This is a genomic window from Pseudomonas sp. DF11, assembly GCF_058148565.1.
Genome location: NZ_JBYVYN010000003.1, coordinates 21294 through 37485, shown reverse-complemented (window position 1 = coordinate 37485; position 16192 = coordinate 21294). Strand labels below are relative to the sequence as shown.

The 16192-nt window shown below is 61.7% G+C and carries 15 protein-coding genes; 6 read left to right on the top strand and 9 right to left on the bottom strand.

The genetic code is table 11. From position 1 onward, the window contains the following. Positions 1 to 60 precede the first annotated feature (60 nt). From adeC to AC30D9_RS10495, 3 genes are read right to left on the bottom strand one after another with little or no spacing between them, the layout of a single operon-like run. Positions 61 to 1518, bottom strand: coding sequence for an AdeC/AdeK/OprM family multidrug efflux complex outer membrane factor (gene adeC / locus AC30D9_RS10505; protein WP_307574769.1), 1458 nt, complete (start codon positions 1516 to 1518; stop codon positions 61 to 63). After that, positions 1515 to 4679 carry an efflux RND transporter permease subunit EmhB gene (gene emhB, locus AC30D9_RS10500; RefSeq protein WP_134923140.1) on the bottom strand — a complete coding sequence of 1055 codons (3165 nt, stop codon included), beginning with the start codon at positions 4677 to 4679 and terminating at the stop codon, positions 1515 to 1517. Before emhB ends, adeC begins: the two co-directional genes overlap by 4 nt. Before the next feature lie 3 nt (positions 4680 to 4682). Next, positions 4683 to 5840 carry an efflux RND transporter periplasmic adaptor subunit gene (locus AC30D9_RS10495; protein ID WP_307574767.1) on the bottom strand — a complete coding sequence of 386 codons (1158 nt, stop codon included), beginning with the start codon at positions 5838 to 5840 and terminating at the stop codon, positions 4683 to 4685. Positions 5841 to 6106: 266 nt separating this feature from the next. Here AC30D9_RS10495 and AC30D9_RS10490 point away from each other — a divergent pair, with 266 nt between their 5' ends. After that, positions 6107 to 6739 (top strand): TetR family transcriptional regulator, encoded by a 633-nt coding sequence (locus AC30D9_RS10490; RefSeq protein WP_134923141.1) that lies wholly within the window; start codon positions 6107 to 6109, stop codon positions 6737 to 6739. Positions 6740 to 6937: 198 nt separating this feature from the next. On the opposite strand, the gene AC30D9_RS10485 is transcribed toward AC30D9_RS10490, so the two are convergent. The 4 genes from AC30D9_RS10485 to AC30D9_RS10470 form a co-directional block, all read right to left on the bottom strand. Beyond that, positions 6938 to 7552, bottom strand: a complete 615-nt coding sequence (locus AC30D9_RS10485) for a hypothetical protein (RefSeq protein WP_490144007.1) — start codon at positions 7550 to 7552, stop codon at positions 6938 to 6940. A gap of 181 nt (positions 7553 to 7733) precedes the next feature. After that, the gene (locus AC30D9_RS10480) at positions 7734 to 8783 is read right to left on the bottom strand and encodes an alkene reductase (RefSeq protein WP_134923143.1); all 1050 of its coding nucleotides are present in this window, start codon (positions 8781 to 8783) and stop codon (positions 7734 to 7736) included. A gap of 33 nt (positions 8784 to 8816) precedes the next feature. Continuing rightward, positions 8817 to 9983, bottom strand: coding sequence for an MFS transporter (locus AC30D9_RS10475; protein ID WP_307574759.1), 1167 nt, complete (start codon positions 9981 to 9983; stop codon positions 8817 to 8819). Between the two features lie 18 nt (positions 9984 to 10001). Further along, the gene (locus tag AC30D9_RS10470) at positions 10002 to 10304 is read right to left on the bottom strand and encodes an ArsR/SmtB family transcription factor (protein WP_030138446.1); all 303 of its coding nucleotides are present in this window, start codon (positions 10302 to 10304) and stop codon (positions 10002 to 10004) included. A 156-nt stretch (positions 10305 to 10460) separates the two neighbouring features. On the opposite strand from AC30D9_RS10470, the gene AC30D9_RS10465 reads away from it, so the two are divergent. Continuing rightward, complete coding sequence (locus AC30D9_RS10465; protein ID WP_307574757.1) at positions 10461 to 11045, top strand: acyl carrier protein phosphodiesterase; 585 nt, start codon at positions 10461 to 10463, stop codon at positions 11043 to 11045. A 145-nt stretch (positions 11046 to 11190) separates the two neighbouring features. Here the strand turns inward: AC30D9_RS10465 and AC30D9_RS10460 are convergent, their stop codons facing one another. Both AC30D9_RS10460 and olsB read right to left on the bottom strand, forming a co-directional pair. Continuing rightward, complete coding sequence (locus AC30D9_RS10460) at positions 11191 to 11985, bottom strand: lysophospholipid acyltransferase family protein (RefSeq protein ID WP_307574756.1); 795 nt, start codon at positions 11983 to 11985, stop codon at positions 11191 to 11193. Further along, positions 11985 to 12740, bottom strand: coding sequence for an L-ornithine N(alpha)-acyltransferase (olsB, locus tag AC30D9_RS10455; protein ID WP_134923147.1), 756 nt, complete (start codon positions 12738 to 12740; stop codon positions 11985 to 11987). The genes AC30D9_RS10460 and olsB overlap by 1 nt, the downstream gene beginning before the upstream one ends. Before the next feature lie 153 nt (positions 12741 to 12893). Between olsB and AC30D9_RS10450 the strand changes: the two genes are divergently transcribed. From AC30D9_RS10450 to AC30D9_RS10435, 4 genes are all read left to right on the top strand, one after another. Continuing rightward, positions 12894 to 13778 carry an acyl-CoA dehydrogenase middle domain-containing protein gene (locus tag AC30D9_RS10450; protein ID WP_490144006.1) on the top strand — a complete coding sequence of 295 codons (885 nt, stop codon included), beginning with the start codon at positions 12894 to 12896 and terminating at the stop codon, positions 13776 to 13778. A 174-nt stretch (positions 13779 to 13952) separates the two neighbouring features. Next, positions 13953 to 15047 carry a serine hydrolase domain-containing protein gene (locus AC30D9_RS10445; RefSeq protein WP_490144005.1) on the top strand — a complete coding sequence of 365 codons (1095 nt, stop codon included), beginning with the start codon at positions 13953 to 13955 and terminating at the stop codon, positions 15045 to 15047. Beyond that, positions 15044 to 15352: an amidase gene (locus tag AC30D9_RS10440; protein ID WP_490144004.1), complete on the top strand. Its 309-nt coding sequence runs from the start codon at positions 15044 to 15046 to the stop codon at positions 15350 to 15352. The genes AC30D9_RS10445 and AC30D9_RS10440 overlap by 4 nt, the downstream gene beginning before the upstream one ends. Positions 15353 to 15600: 248 nt before the next feature. Then, a complete protein-coding gene (locus AC30D9_RS10435) occupies positions 15601 to 16191 on the top strand; it encodes a YceI family protein (protein ID WP_307574751.1) in 591 nt (196 codons plus the stop codon). The last annotated feature ends 1 nt before the right edge of the window (position 16192 follow it).

The window sequence follows — 16192 nt, the reverse complement described above, 5'->3', positions numbered from 1 at the left end:
GCCCTAAAACAAAAAAGCCCACCTTCCGGTGGGCTTCGTGTTTCAGCGTTCAAACATCAATCAGAACAGCTTCATCTTCGGCGCTTCGTCTTTCACTGGTTCGTTCTTGCCCGTCTCGGCATTCCAGCCTCCGCCCAGTGCCTTGTACAAATTGACCTCGCTGGTCAGTTGCGCAAGGCGGTCGGTGATCAGCGATTGTTGCGCACTGAACAACTGGCGCTGAGCGTCGAGGAAGGTCAGGTTGCTGTCGACGCCGATGCGGTAGCGGCGCTCGGCCAGGCGGTAGTAATCCTGGTTGGAAGCAACGTAGGCGGTCTGGGCCTGCAACTGTTCGTTGTAGGTCCGGCGTGCGGCCAGGCCATCGGAGACTTCCTGGAACGCCGTCTGGATTGCTTTCTCGTAATTGGCGACGTTGATGTCTTTCTGGATTTTGGCGTAATCCAGGCTTGCCCGCAGGCTGCCGGCATTGAAGATCGGCAGGTTGATCTGCGGGGCGAAGGTCCAGGTGCCCGAACCACCCTTGAACAAACCGGATAGGTCCGGGCTCAGGGTGCCGGCGTTGGCCGTCAGGCTGATGCTCGGGAAGAACGCGGCCCGCGCGGCGCCGATGTTGGCGTTGGCGGCCAGCAGGTTGCGTTCGGCCTGGAGGATGTCCGGACGACGTTGCAGCAGGTCCGACGGCAACCCGGCCGGCACTTCGCTGAGCAGGTCATCGCTCAGCGGTTGCGTGTTCAGGTTGGCCGGCAGGCTGGTGCCCAGCAGCAGGGTCAGGTTGTTTTCATCCTGGGCGACCTGGCGGGTGTAGCGCGCCAGTTGCACGCGGGCGTTTTCTACCGCCGTGCGCGCCTGGCTCAGGTCCAGGGCCGAGGCCACGCCGACTTCGGCACTGCGCGAGGTCAGCTTGAGGCTTTGGTCGTAGGCCCCAAGGGTTTCCTGGGTCAGCTTGAGCAGTTCCTTGTCGGCCTGCCAGGTCAGGTAGGCATTGGCGACGTTGGCTACCAGGCTGATCTGGGTGCTGCGACGGGCTTCTTCGGTGGCGAAGTAGCTTTGCAGCGCTTGCTCGCTCAGGCTGCGAACCCGGCCGAACAGGTCCAGTTCATAGGCGCTGATGCCCAGTGTGGCCGAGTAGGAGCTGCTGATGCCCGCTTCACCGCTCTGCGAGGCCCGTGCTGGCACGCGCTGGCGGCTGCCGGAGCCGGTGGCCGAGACCGCCGGGAACAGGTCTGCGCGCTGGATGCGGTATTGCGCGGCATAGGCATCGATGTTCAGCGCCGCGACACGCAGGTCGCGGTTGTTTTCCAGGGCAACCTGGATCAGCTGTTGCAACGCCGGGTCATGGAAAAACTGTTTCCAGCCTTGCTCGGCGGCGGCCTGGCCGGGCGCATTGGCCGCCTCGTAGGCCGGGCCTTGTGGATATTGCGCCGCGACCGGTGCTTCGGGCCGCTGATAGTCGGGGATCAGCGAGCAACCGCTGAGCACGACGGCGGCGATGGTCAGGGAGAGTAGCGACTTGCTCATTGGCCAGCCTCTTTGGAAGTTTCAGGAGTGTCGTGCTCGTCGGTATTTTTACGACGGCCTATCGACGACACGGTCACGAAGAACAGTGGCACCCAGAAGATTGCCAGGATGGTGGCGGTGAGCATACCGCCAATCACGCCGGTACCGATGGCGTGCTGGCTGCCTGAACCGGCGCCAGTGGAGATTGCCAGCGGAACCACGCCGAGGACGAACGCCAGGGACGTCATGATGATCGGTCTCAGACGCATCCTACAGGCTTCAATGGCAGCTTCCACCAGGGTGCGGCCCTGTTCGTGGAGCTCCTTGGCGAACTCTACAATCAGAATGGCGTTTTTCGCCGCCAAACCGATGGTTGTCAGCAAGCCCACCTGGAAGTACACGTCGTTGGACAGGCCACGCAGGCTGGTCGCCATCAAGGCACCGATGATCCCCAGTGGCACCACGAGCATGACCGCGATCGGAATCGACCAGCTTTCATACAGTGCCGCCAGGCACAGGAAGACCATCAGCAGCGACAGGGCGTACAGCGCTGGCGCCTGGGAGCCCGACAGACGTTCCTCGTACGACAGACCCGTCCAGGAAATACCGACACCGGCCGGCAACTTCTTGGCGATGGCCTCGACTTCGGCCATGGCTTCACCGGTGGAGTATCCAGGCGCCGGGGTGCCGAGGATTTCCATGGCTTCCACGCCGTTGTAACGGGCCAGTTTTGGCGAACCGTAGACCCACTCGCCCTTGGCGAACGCAGTGAACGGCACCATGGTCCCGGCGCTGTTGCGCACGTACCACTTCTTCAGGTCTTCGGGACTCATGCGCGAGTTCGGCTGGCCCTGGACGTACACCCGCTTCACCCGACCACGGTCGATGAAGTCGTTCACATAGCTACTGCCCAGGGCAATCGACAGGGTGTTGTTGATGTTCGAGAGGGTAATGCCCAGGGCACTGGCCTTCTCGTCATCGATTTCCAACTGGTATTGCGGTTCATCGTTCAGGCCGTTCGGACGCACCTGGGCCAGTATCTTGCTCTGGGACGCCATGCCCAGGAACTGGTTGCGGGCTTCCATCAGCTTGTCGTGGCCGATACCGGCACGGTCCTGCAGGAACACGTCGAAACCGGTGGCGTTACCCAGTTCCATCACCGCTGGTGGTGCGAAGGCGAACACCATCGCGTCGCGGAAGGTGAAGAAGTGTTGCTGGGCGCGACCGGCGATCTTGAACACGCTGTTGTCAGCGTTACGTTCTTCCCACGGCTTGAGCATGATGAACGCCAGGCCGGAGCTCTGGCCACGACCGGCGAAGTTGAAGCCGGTCACGGTGAACACCGAGGCCACGCCATCGCCTTCGCCGCCGTCCTTGCCCGGACGCAGCAGGAACTCACGCATCTTGTCCACCACCACCTGGGTACGCTCGGCGCTGGAACCCGCCGGTGTCTGCACCTGGGCAAATAGCACGCCCTGGTCTTCTTCCGGCAGGAACGCCGTCGGGATACGGGTGAACAGCCAGACCATGCCAACCACGATGATGATATAGGCCAGCAGGTACGGGGCCTTGTGCTTGAGCATGTTGCCCACGCCCCGTTCGTAGCTCCTGACGCCACGGTCGAACGTGCGGTTGAACCAGCCGAAGAAACCGCGCTTCGGTGTGCCGTGCTCGCCCTTGGGGATCGCCTTGAGCATGGTGGCGCACAGGGCCGGCGTGAAGATCAGTGCAACCATGACCGACAGGGCCATGGCCGAGACGATGGTGATGGAGAACTGCTTGTAGATCACACCGGTGGAGCCGCCGAAGAATGCCATCGGCAGCAGTACCGCCGAGAGCACCAGGGCGATACCCACCAGGGCGCCCTGGATCTGGCCCATGGATTTCTTGGTGGCTTCCTTGGGCGACAGGCCTTCTTCGCTCATCACCCGTTCGACGTTTTCCACCACGACGATGGCATCGTCCACCAGCAAGCCGATGGCCAGCACCATGCCGAACATGGTCAGGGTGTTGATGCTGAAGCCGAACGCCGCGAGGATCCCGAAGGTCCCCAGCAGTACCACCGGCACGGTCATCGTGGTGATGATGGTGGCGCGGAAGTTCTGCAGGAACAGGAACATCACCAGGAACACCAGGGCGACCGCCTCGACCAGGGTTTCAACCACACCCTTGATCGATTCGCTCACCACCGGGGTGGTGTCGTAGGGGAACACCACTTCCAGGCCTTGGGGGAAGAACGGCTTGAGGTCGTCGACGGTCTTGCGCAGGGCCTTGGCCGTGTCGAGGGCGTTGGCGCCAGTTGCCAGCCGCACGGCCAGGCCGGAGGCTGGAGCACCGTTGAACTGGGCATTGATGCTGTAGTTCTCGCCACCCAGGGCGACATCGGCCACGTCGCCGACACGCACTTGCGAGCCGTCCGGGTTGACCTTGAGCAGGATCGCCTTGAACTGCTCGGCGGTCTGCAGGCGGGTCTTGCCGATGATGGTGGCGTTCAGTTGTTGGCCGGGCATGGCCGGCAGGCCGCCGAGCTGGCCGGACGCGATCTGGACGTTCTGCGCGGAAATGGCCGTGCTCACATCCACCGGGGTCAGGTTGAAGTTGTTCAGCTTGGCCGGGTCGAGCCAGATCCGCATCGCGTACTGGGCGCCGAAGACCTGGAAGTCACCGACACCGGCGGTGCGCGAGATCGGGTCCTGCATGTTGGAGACGATGTAGTTGGACAGGTCTTCCCGGGTCATGCTGCCGTCGCGCGACACCACGCCGATTACCATCAGGAAGTTTCTCACTGACTTGGTCACGCGGATGCCCTGTTGCTGCACTTCTTGCGGCAGCAGCGGGGTGGCCAGGTTCAGCTTGTTCTGGACCTGGACCTGCGCGGTATCGGAGTTGGTGCCTTGCTCGAAGGTGGCCGTGATGGTCATGCTGCCGTCGGAGTTACTTTCCGAGGACACATAACGCAGGTTGTCGATGCCGTTGAGCTGCTGCTCGATCACCTGTACCACGGTGTCCTGCACGGTTTGCGCGGACGCGCCCGGGTAGGTCACCTGGATCGCGATGGCCGGCGGCGCAATGCTCGGGTACTGGTTGATCGGCAACTTGAGGATCGATAGAGCCCCGACCAGCATGATCACCAGGGCGATCACCCAGGCGAAAATCGGACGGTCGATAAAGAATTTCGACATGGTTTACTCCCCTTTGCCGCCGGCGGCTTTATCAGCTGCCTGTGCGGGGACCGGGTTCTTGGTGCCAACGTTGGTGGCTTCGGTGGCCCTGACTTCCACGCCAGGGCGTACGAACTGCAACCCTTCGGTGATCAGGCGATCGCCGGCCTTGAGCCCGTCTTCGATCAGCCACTGGCTGCCGACGGTGCGGCTGGCCTTGAGCTGACGCAGTTCGACCTTGTTGTCAGCGCCAACGACCAGGGCGGTCGGCGTCCCCTTGAGGTCGCGGGTCACGCCTTGCTGCGGTGCCAGGATCGCCGCGCTGTTCACACCGGCCTGCAATTGCGCGTGGACGAACATGCCCGGCAGCAAGGTGTGGTCAGGGTTGGGGAACACGGCGCGCAAGGTCACGGAACCGGTGGTCTGGTCGACCGACACTTCGGAGAACTCCAGCTTGCCTTCGTGGGGATACAGGCTGCCGTCTTCCAGGGTCAGCTTGACCATGGCGGCGTTTTCGCCGGCCTTTTGCAAGCGGCCGCTTTCCAGTTCGCGGCGCAGTTGCAGCAGTTCGACCGAGCTCTGCGTCACGTCGACGTAGATCGGGTCCAATTGCTGGATGGTCGCCAGCGCGTCGGCCTGGCCGTTGCTGACCAACGCACCTTCGGTGACCGAGGAGCGGCCGATGCGACCGGAAATCGGCGCATAGACCTTGGTGTAGCGCACGTTGATCTGGGCCGTCTGCAGGTTGGCTTCCGACTCCAGGCGATTGGCCACGGCGGTGTCGTATTCCTGACGGCTCACCGCCTGTTCATCCACCAGTTGCTTGTAGCGGTCGGCAATCGACTTGGTGGAGCGCAGGTTGGCCTCGGCGCTCTTGAGATTCGCTTCATAGACGGCCGGATCGATCTGGTAAAGCTGCTGGCCAGCCTTGACGTCAGCGCCTTCCTTGAACAGGCGCTTGAGGATGATGCCGTTGACCTGTGGGCGAACTTCAGCGACACGGAATGCACTGGTGCGCCCCGGAAGCTCCGATGTCAGGGTAAAAGGCTGGGTCTTGAGGGTTACGACGCCGACCTGAGGAGGGGGGGGAGCAGGTGCAGCCTCTTCCTTTTTGCATCCGCTGAGCAGCGATGCCAGGGCGATGGCAGTGACCAGAGCAGTAACAGCTGGCTTGAATTGCATGGAAATCCTCGGGTCCAGGCGCGTAACTGGCGCACTCGAAAGGTGGAAGGGTAAAAAAGGAGCATTTTTTCAATTAGTAGGATGCTAAGAAATATACTTACGTACACGGTTGTTTGTAAACAGCCAAATTGCGTAATATCCGGATTTACAAAAGCCTGACAAAGGCCTGTATAGATCGGAGACGCGTTTCAAGAGACGTCGCCTCATATTTTGTTCAGCTGATGCTTACGCATTGCTGACGCATCCTGATTGAGGTGTTTATTGCCATGGTCCGCCGTACCAAAGAAGAAGCCCAGGAGACTCGCAGCCAGATACTCGAAGCCGCCGAAAAGGCGTTTTTCGAGCGTGGCGTGGCGCGTACCACCCTGGCCGATATCGCGACGCTGGCCGGTGTGACGCGTGGCGCCATCTACTGGCATTTCAGCAATAAGGCGGACCTGCTCCAGGCCATGCTCGACACCTTGCACGAGCCCCTTGATGAACTGGCTCGTGCCAGTGAAAGAGAGGAAGAGCTTGATCCGCTGGGCTGTATTCGCAAACTGCTGGTCCAGTTGTTCCAGCAGGTGGCCCTGGACCCGAAAACCCGCCGCATTAATGAGATTCTGTTCCATAAGTGTGAATTCACCGATGAAATGTGCGATCTGCGCCAGCAGCGGCGCGAGGTCAGCCTCGACTGCAATGTGCGTATTGCGTTGTCGTTACGCAACGCGATGAAACGCGGTCAGTTGCCGGACGATCTGGATCCTGAAAGGGCGGCGGTCGCTATTCACGCCTATATCGACGGCATTTTGTATCAGTGGCTGCTGGCCCCCGACAGCTTCGCCCTGGCCAGTGAGGCTGAGCGTTGGGTGGAGGCCGGGCTGGATATGCTGCGCTTGAGCCCCCACCTGCGCAAATGAAACAAAATGCGTAATTGCTTCGGTTTGTGTCAATAGCTGTTGCGCGAGGTTGCTTTTATAAACTGACGTCGCCTTGGTTGATAGAGCGTCGACGGCGAATTTTGTAGGTGATTTGTTGCGCACTTGTGAAAGTGTATGAATAGACCGCCCGAATGGACCGTCGAATACCCCGCCAGATGAACCTGGCGGGGCCACATTTCAAACCAGTGTGATTTCCACAGTGAACCCGTAGGGTTCGTCATTCGCCGCGCGAGTGATGCGGGTCGAGCACTGGATTGGCTTAGTGCCGATTGAAGTCACCCTGTTGGTCCGGACGGGCGTCAGGGTCGATGAAATCACACCGAAAGATGTGTTGACGCGTAAGCCGAAATTAAAGACAAAGCCGCAGTCCCTGTCGCCAAACACAATGAAGTTTCTGTACATGTCCTTACTGCGACTACCCAGTTGCCTGGAGTATTTGAAATCGAGTTTGAAGGCCAGGATGTCCCAAGGAAGAATGCTCAAGAAGTCTCGTTCGTCGGCGTCCAGCTCGACATCGTTTTCTCCCACGGCAAGTGCCCGGTCGCTATGGTTGATTAACTTTACAATAAGGCGGGTGCGGTTTGGGCGAATGCCTTCTTGCTGCCAGGCTTGAATCTGTTGGTTGGCGTCGTCGTTCAGTTTTTCTTGTTTTAACAGGGCGTTGAGGATCTCCGAGTGTTCTTTCGTGTCCAGCGACTCAATGTATTTGTGCAAAATATCCGGCGGTGCGTAGTTGAACTGCGAGAGTGTTTTTTCGTCAAGGTTCTTGTTGCCTTGAAAGATATTGGTCATGTCGAATTCCTTTTCAATAGCGCTTCATTAAGTTGATCGACAAGGCTGTTATGTTTTGTCGTCGGCCTTGATATGAACATTGAAGTGAGCGTTTAGAAAGTTCTGATAGTTGACCGAATATTTAAAGGCATAAAAAAGCCCTGGCTCTTTCGAGGCAGGGCTCTGTTATTTTAACGGGTGATCAGAGTACCGGGTAATCAATGTATCCCACGGGACCTTTGCCATAAAACGTTTCGGGATGCGCTTCGTTCAGGGGAGCATCGGCTTTCAAGCGCGCCGGCAGGTCCGGGTTGGCAATGAACGGCACACCGAAGGCGACGGCATCGGCCTTGCCCGCGGCCAGCCAGGCGTTGGCGCTGTCCTTGGTGAAACGTTCGTTGGCAATGTACGGGCCGCCGAAAGCCTGCTTGAGCTGTGGGCCGATGCTGTCTTCGCCTTCCTTCTCGCGGGAGCAGATGAAAGCGATGCCGCGCTTGCCCAGTTCGCGAGCCACGTAGCTGAAGGTCTCCAGGCGGTTCTCGTCGCCCATGTCATGGGAGTCGGCCCGTGGCGCCAAGTGCATGCCAACCCGGCCAGCGCCCCAGATTTCGATGACGGCGTCGGTCACTTCCAGCATCAGGCGAGCACGGTTTTCCAGGGAGCCGCCGTATTGGTCGGTGCGCTGGTTGGTGCTGCTTTGCAGGAACTGGTCGAGCAGGTAGCCGTTGGCCCCATGGATTTCCACGCCATCGAAACCGGCGGCCTTGGCGTTCTCGGCACCGACGCGGTAGGCCTCGACAATGTCGGCGATCTCAGCGGTTTCCAGCGCGCGTGGGGTCGGGTAGTCGGCCAGCGGACGCACCAGGCTCACGTGGCCCTTGGGCTGGATGGCGCTCGGCGCCACGGGCATTTCGCCGTTCAGGTACGACGGGTGGGAGATCCGGCCCACGTGCCACAGTTGCAGGAAGATCTTGCCGCCGGCACCGTGGATCGCCTTGGTGACGTTGGCCCAGCCGCGCACCTGGTCGTTGGACCAGATGCCCGGGGTGTCCGGGTAGCCCACGCCCATCGGGGTGACGGAGGTCGCTTCGCTGAGAATCAGGCCAGCGGAGGCGCGTTGCACGTAGTACTCGGCCATCAACGCGTTAGGCACGCGACCGGCGTCGGCGCGGCAGCGGGTGAGCGGGGCCATGATGATGCGGTTCTTCAACTCGATGTCGCCGAGTTTGATGGGGTCGAAAATAGTCGCCATGAAATACAACCTCGAAAGTGGAAGGATTAAAAGTCAGTGAGTTGCCGGGGCCAGGTCGGCATTGCCGCCCTGGCGGAAAGTGATCAGGGTGACCAGCAGCGCCAACACCGCCAGCGCACCAGCGGCCAGGGGCACGGAGGTCAGGCCCAGGCCTTGGTCGATGACACTGCCGCCGACCCAGGCGCCCAGGGCGTTGCCGATGTTGAAGGCGCCGATATTCAAGGTGGACACCAGGTTGGGCGCGGCTTTGCCGAAGGTCACCACGTTGACTTGCAGGGCCGGCACGGCGGCGAAGCAGGCGGTGGCCCAGAGGAACAGGGTGATTTCGCTGGGGATCAGCGCCACGCTGGTCCAGCTCAGCACGGTGGACACCACGGCCATGGTGAGGAAGACGCCCATCAGCGTGTTCGCCAGGCTCTTGTCCGCCAGCTTGCCGCCGATGATGTTGCCCAGGGTCAGGCCCAGGCCGATCAGCACCAGGGTCCAGGTCACGCCACGGGGCGATACACCGGTGACTTCGCCCAGCAGCGGGGCGACGTAGGTGAACAGGGTGAATACCGAGGCGGAGAACAGCGCGGTCATGCTCAGGGACAGCCACAGACCGGCACCCTTGAGCGCCACCAGTTCCGAGCGCATGTCGAGTTTTTCTTCATCGCGCTTGGCCGGCAGGAAGCGAATCAGGCCGATCAGCGCCACCACGCCAATGACAGTCACCGCCCAGAAAGTCGAACGCCAGCCGGCTTCCTGGCCCAGTGCGGTACCCAGCGGCACGCCGAGTACGTTGGCCAGGGTCAGGCCGGTGAACATCAGGGCCACGGCCGAGGCGCGCTTGTTGGGCGCCACCAGGCCGGCGGCCACCACCGAACCAATGCCGAAGAACGCGCCGTGGCACAGGGCCGTGACGACCCGGGCGAACATCAGCACGTTATAGTCGCTGGCGATGGCGCAGAGCAGATTGCCGATGATGAAGATCCCCATCAACACCACCAGGGCGGCCTTGCGCGGCAGCCGCGCGGTGGCCAGGGCCATGAACGGTGCACCGATGGCCACGCCCAGGGCGTAGCCGGTGACCAGCCAGCCGGCGCCAGGAATCGACACGCCCAGGTCGGCCGCGACATCGGGCAACAGGCCCATGATGACGAACTCGGTGGTGCCGATGGCGAAGGCGCTCAGGGCCAGGATGAGGAGTGAGAGGGGCATGATGGAGTCCTTGTCAGGTCAGAGCTCTTGGCTCATTTGCTTGAGGAATTGCTGGATCACTTCCTCGTTGCGTTTGAAGAAGTGCCATTGACCGACCTTCTGGCTGGTGATCAGCCCCGCCCGTTGCAACACCGCCAGATGCGCGGAAACCGTGGATTGCGACAGGCCGCAACGCTGGTCGATCTGCCCGGCGCAAATGCCGAATTCGTGGTTGTGCAACTGTTCGGGGAACTGGACCTTGGGGTCCTTGAGCCAGTTGAGGATGTCTCGCCGTACTGGGTGCGCCAGGGCTTTTATTATTTCGTCGAGGTCGAGGGGCATGGTGGCAGACTCGGAATGAGTAAAACGCTATATCGCGATGGAACGAACCTTAAATCGTTATTTCGCGATATACCAATATGGATTTGATCTGAAAGCCGAACAAATCGCTATATCGGGTTATAACGATATGGGCGTGGTGGTGCTAAGCTGCGGGCCATGAACTATCTCGCGCACCTGCACCTCGGCGGCCCCGGCCGGGAACAACTGCTCGGCAGCCTCTACGGCGATTTCGTCAAAGGGCCGCTGCAAGGGCTCTACGATCCACGGATCGAAGCGGCGATCGCCCTGCATCGGCGCATCGACATGTACACCGACCGCCATCCCCTGGTGGACATTGCCCTGTCGCGTTTTTCCACGGTGCGCAGGCGTTATGCCGGGATCGTGCTCGATGTGTTTTTCGACCACTGCCTGGCCCGGGACTGGACGGTGTACGGCGAAGGGCCGCTGCTGGACTTCACGTCCCGGGTGTATCAGGTACTCAATACCGAACCGCAACTGCCAGGGCGCTTGGCGCACATCGCGCCTCATATGGCGGCGGATGATTGGCTGGGGTCTTACCGGGAGTTCGAAGTGCTTGGGCAGGTGCTGCGCGGGATTTCCCGGCGTCTGTCCCGGCCTGAGGAACTGGCGGGAGCGATGGAAGAGTTGATCAGGCTCTATGAGCCGTTGAGCGAGGATTTCCGGCTGTTCTATCCGCAGTTGCAGGATTTTGCGTTGAGCCAGATTTCACGGCAGGAGTGATGTTAGGGCTGGATCTTGGGGCCACTGAAGATCAAATGTGGGAGCGAGCCTGCTCGCGATGAGGATCTGGCAGTCAAGAATCAGCTGACTGACAAACCGCTATCGCGAGCAGGCTCGCTCCCACAGGGGGGGGCAGAGATCCGGATCAGGCCGCAATCGCCGCAGGTCGCACCGGCGCTTGCTGTTTCTCGGGAATTGTCCCGAACAACGCCTTGTGCACCGCCTGTTGCGCCTGGAACGCCAGCGCCGCACGCTCCTGGCCGTGGCAGGCGATGGGTTGCAACAGGTGGATGTGCACCTCGCTCCGATCATTGGCAAACAAGCGCATCAGGTGCGACAGCAAGTCGTCATCGCCAATGAACGGTGCCAACGCGTCAGGTTCACCGTTACGCACATAACGGATCGCCACCGGCTGCAAGGCGACATCGGCATCGATGGCCGCCGACAACAGGCGACCATGGAAAGTGCGCAGGGAGCGGCCGTCGGTGGTGGTGCCCTCCGGGAACATCAACAGCGGATGGGCCTGTTCCAGATGGCGGCTCATCTGCTTGCGGATCAACTGGCTGTCGCCCGAGCCGCGGCGGATAAACAGGCTGCCGGCCTTGGCGGCCAGCCATCCGGCCACCGGCCAGGTGCGTACTTCGGCCTTGGACAGGAACGACAGCGGCGTGAGCATGCCCAGCAGTGGAATGTCGGTCCAGGACACATGGTTACTGACCCACAGCATCGGCCGTTGCGGCAGTTCGCCGTGGACCGTCACGCAAAAGGGCAGGGCATGGCTCAGCCGCGCCATGAAGAACCGTGACCAACGCTGGCGACGGACCATGGAGTTGGCTACTCCCAGGCGCTCGAACAGACCGAACACGCTGGCCATGCTCAGGCCCAGCGTCACCACCAGCAGTACTCGCGCGATACGCGCATACACCCGCAACCGGCTCATCACACGGCCGCCTTGAAGTGGCGGGCGTAGCGTGGGCAGAGTTCGTCGCGCTTGAGCAGAATGAACACGTCTGCCACCTGGAAATCCTCGTCCCAGCACGGCTCGCCGCAAATCTTCGCGCCCAGGCGCATATAGGCCTTGAGCAGCGGCGGCATCTCGGCAATGACGTTGGACGGTACGTCCAGGCTCGGCAGCGGTTTTTTCGGCACGGCTTGCAGGTGCTCGGTGCACAGGTAGCGTTCGCGCAGGCGCTGCATGATCGCCTGGGCCTGGATGCCACCATCCTGCATCGGAATGCTCGCGCAACCCATCAGGTAGCTGTAGCCGCCTTCGTTCAAAACCTCGGCCAATTCGCCCCACAGTACGGCGATGGTGCCGCCGTTGCGGTAGGCCGGGTCGACGCAGGTACGGCCGATTTCCAGGATCGGGCCCTTGAGATGGACCAGGCCGTGAAGGCTGAATTCTTCTTCGCTGTAGAACCGGCCCAGGCTGCTGGCGGCCTGGTGGTCGAGCAGGCGAGTGGTGGCCACGAGGCGGCCGGTGTTCAAGTCGCGTACGCCGATGTGGGCGCAGTGAACATCATAGTCATCCATGTCCAGACCCATTTCCGCGCCCTTGAGCTTGGCGTTGAATTCGCCGCTGAAGACGTTGAAACGCAGGGCCTGGGCTTCTTGCAAGGCCGTGGCGCCGATCAGGCGTTCGGCTTGCAGGCGGCGTTCATTGCCGGTGTCGCTGATGCGGGCGATCTGGGTCATAGCGAATCTCCGTGCGGGCTGTGCACCCGTCTTGGGGTGAGCCAATCGACTTTCTTTATGCAGCCATGTTGTGCAAAGTCAGGCTATGTAGCCCCGGTGTCATCGCCATGAAGCTTTGGTGATGCTTATATGACAGCCCTCAAGGAGTCCCCCATGCCCTGGCACACCCTGATCGAACGCGGCGAGCGCCTGTCTGCCCATCCGGACCTGGCCGAAGGATATTCAGCGTTGCTGCAACGCCTGGGGCCGGTGACACCGTTCGAACTGGCCGTGGCCGGGGCGCGGTTGATGGCGACACCGGGGCTGGCGTTCCTGGTGGGGTACCAGGCGGCGCTGCGGGTGCTTTGGCCCAGCGCGCCCCAGAGCCTCGGCGCCTTGTGCGCCACCGAACAACGCAGCCTGCGCCCAGCGGACATGCAGACCCGCCTCAGTGATTTGCGCCTGAGCGGACGCAAGGATTTCGTCACCGCCGGTGACGCCGCCGAGTGGCTGCTGATTGCCGCCCGCTGCGAAGTGCCCGGTGAAACGCCGCGACTGAACCTGGCGGTGGTCTACCCCGGCGAGCCTGGCGTGACCCTGGAAAAACTCCCGACCATTGCCCTGATGCCGGACATCAGCCATGGCCGCGTCCTGCTCGATGGCGCGCTGTGCGAGTTGCTGGCAGGCGATGGCTGGGATGCCTACGTCAAGCCGTTCCGTACCCTGGAAGACCTTTATGTGCTCAGCGCGATGACCGCCTGGTTGTATGGCGTCGGACAAGAATGCGCCTGGCCCCAGACGTTGCAACTGCGCCTGCTGGCGTTGCTGGCCGGTTGCGCGGAAGTGAGCCGTCACAACCCTTCGAGCGCTGCCGGACATGTGCTGTTGGGTGGGTTGTTTGCCCAGTTTGACGGGCTCGCTGGCGAGCTGAATGACGCACTGGCCGCCGGGCCTGCCACGTGGCGCGAGATGTGGACGCGGGATAAAGCGGTGATGGAGATGGCGGCAGGGGCGCGGGCCAAGCGGTTGGCCAAGGCTCTGGAATCTTCATTGGCTTGACGGGCCTCATCGCGGGCAAGCCTTGCTCCCACAAGTTCAGTGTTAAATGACAGTCTGTCGCAGACCTGTGGGAGCAAGGCTTGCCCGCGATGGCGTCGGTACTGTCGGCACAAACATCCAAACTGTCATCAAGCCTGCCTAAGCTCATCAGGTTCAATCCTGCGAGCCCCGAGCATGTCCAAAGGCTGGTTCCTGATCCCATTCCTGTTGCTCACCTTGGGCGCCCACGCCGAAGACTGGCCCGGCGAGCAATGGCCAACCGCTCCGACCCCCACCGGACCGGCCATCGAAGCCCTGGAGCAATACGCCTTCCCATCCCGGGACGAGGCCACCCGCCAAGGCATCCGCACCGACGCGCTGTTGGTGATACAGGACGGTCGGCTGGTCTACGAACGCTACGCCGGGCCAACCACTGCCCAGACCCCGCACCTGACCTGGTCCATCAGCAAAAGCCTGCTGGCGACGGTGTTCGGCGTGGCCTACGGGGAAAAGCGCTTTGCCCTGGATGATCCGGCAGCCAAGTACTACCCGCCCCTGAGCCGGCACCCGGGGCTGACCCTGGCCGATCTTTTCCACTGGGCCTCGGGCCTGGACTGGCAGGAAGACTACGAATACGCGCCGCTCAATTCCTCGGTGGTGGCCATGCTGTATACCCGCGGACGGCGCGACATGGCGGGGTTCACCGCGGAGCATGAAAGCGCCGCTCCGCCAGGGCAGGCGTTCCGTTATTCCAGCGGCGACAGTAACCTGCTGGCCGCCGCGTTGAAAAACATCGTCGGCCCGGCGCGCTACCCTGACTACCCCTGGACGGCCTTGTTCGAACCCCTGGGCATCCGCCATGCCACCTGGGAAACCGATGCCAGCGGCACGTTCGTGGGATCGTCCTATGCCTACCTCACGGCGCGGGACTTGGCGCGTGTCGGGTTGTTGATGCAGCGGGACGGCCGCTGGGGCGAGCGGCAACTGGTCCCCAAGCAGTGGATCGCGTTCAATCGTGAACCTTTCGCCCACTTCCAGGCCGGTCAGGACGAAGCCGTGCCCGGCGGGCATTGGTGGCTCAACCGCGCCGTCGACCCGGCAATCCGCCCTTGGCCCGATGCGCCGCCGGACACCTTCGCCGCGCTGGGCCATTGGGGCCAGGCGCTGTACATCATCCCCAGCGCCAAACTGGTGATCGTGCGTTACGGCGACGACCGCGACGGCAGCTATCGCCATAACGAACTGCTCGAGCGAACCATGGCGGCGTTCGCTGGGAGGGTACAGCCATGAGGCGCAGCGCGTTGCTTGCCCTGTTGTCGGTGCTGTTCGTTGCCTTGTTCAGCTGGGTCTGGCTCGAGCGGGTGGCACTGCGGGCCTTTCCCGACATCATCAGTGCCTACACCGCCAAGGAGTATTGCTCGTGCCGCTATGTGATGGAGCAACCGGCTGACTATTGCCATGGCTATGTGAAACAGTCGGTGCCCATCAGCGATTTTCTCGAGACCCCTGAGGCAAAACGCATCACCGTCAGTGGGTTGGGGCGTAGCCACAGTGCGCGGTGGATGGGCGCGCGGCAGGGGTGTCGGCTGGAGTAATCCGAAACGCCACGAACCTTGTGGCGAGGGGATTTATCCCCGCTGGGCTGCGAAGCAGTCCTAAAGCCGACAACTCGCTGTGTCAGGCTGATTGCATTCGCTTCTTTGGGGCTGGTGCACAGCCCAACGGGGATAAATCCCCTCGCCACAGGGGGCTGTGTTTCTGGGCGGTTGTTTAAACGGACAGTTTGCAAGCGCCCTCGGCCCGGTTAAGGTTCGCCACAGGTTTATGTGCCCTGCGAGTGTGTATGTTCAAGCGGTTTTTCCCTCACGCGGTCGCCAGCTTGCTGCTGGCCTGCGCAGCGCTGCCGGCCCAGGCCGACTGGTACCTGGACGGCGAGTCTTCGCGGCTGTCGTTTATCAGCAGCAAAAATGGCAATGTCTCCGAGGTCCAGCGTTTTCTGGTACTGCACGGCCAAGTCCAGCCCAACGGCTTGGCCCGCCTGGAAGTGGAGCTGGAATCCGTCAACAGCGGCATCCCCTTGCGCGATGAGCGCATGCGCGCCGAGTTGTTCGAGATCAAGCAATTTGCCGAGGCCACCATCACCGCACAAATCGACCTGATGCCGATCCAGGACCTGGCCAACGGCGCGCAGTTGGAGTTGCGCCTGCCGCTGATGGTGAACCTGCACGGCAAACAGCATGAGTACCCTGTCGAACTGCTGGCCACGCGCCTGGACGAACGCCGCTTCCAAGTGGTGACCCTGGAACCGGTGGTGCTCAACGCGGCGGATTTCGATCTGGCGCCGGGGCTGGAAAAACTGCGAAACCTGGCCGGGTTGTCGGCCATCAGCCTCTCGGTGCCGGTGAATGCGGTGCTGATTTTCACGGCGCGCTGAC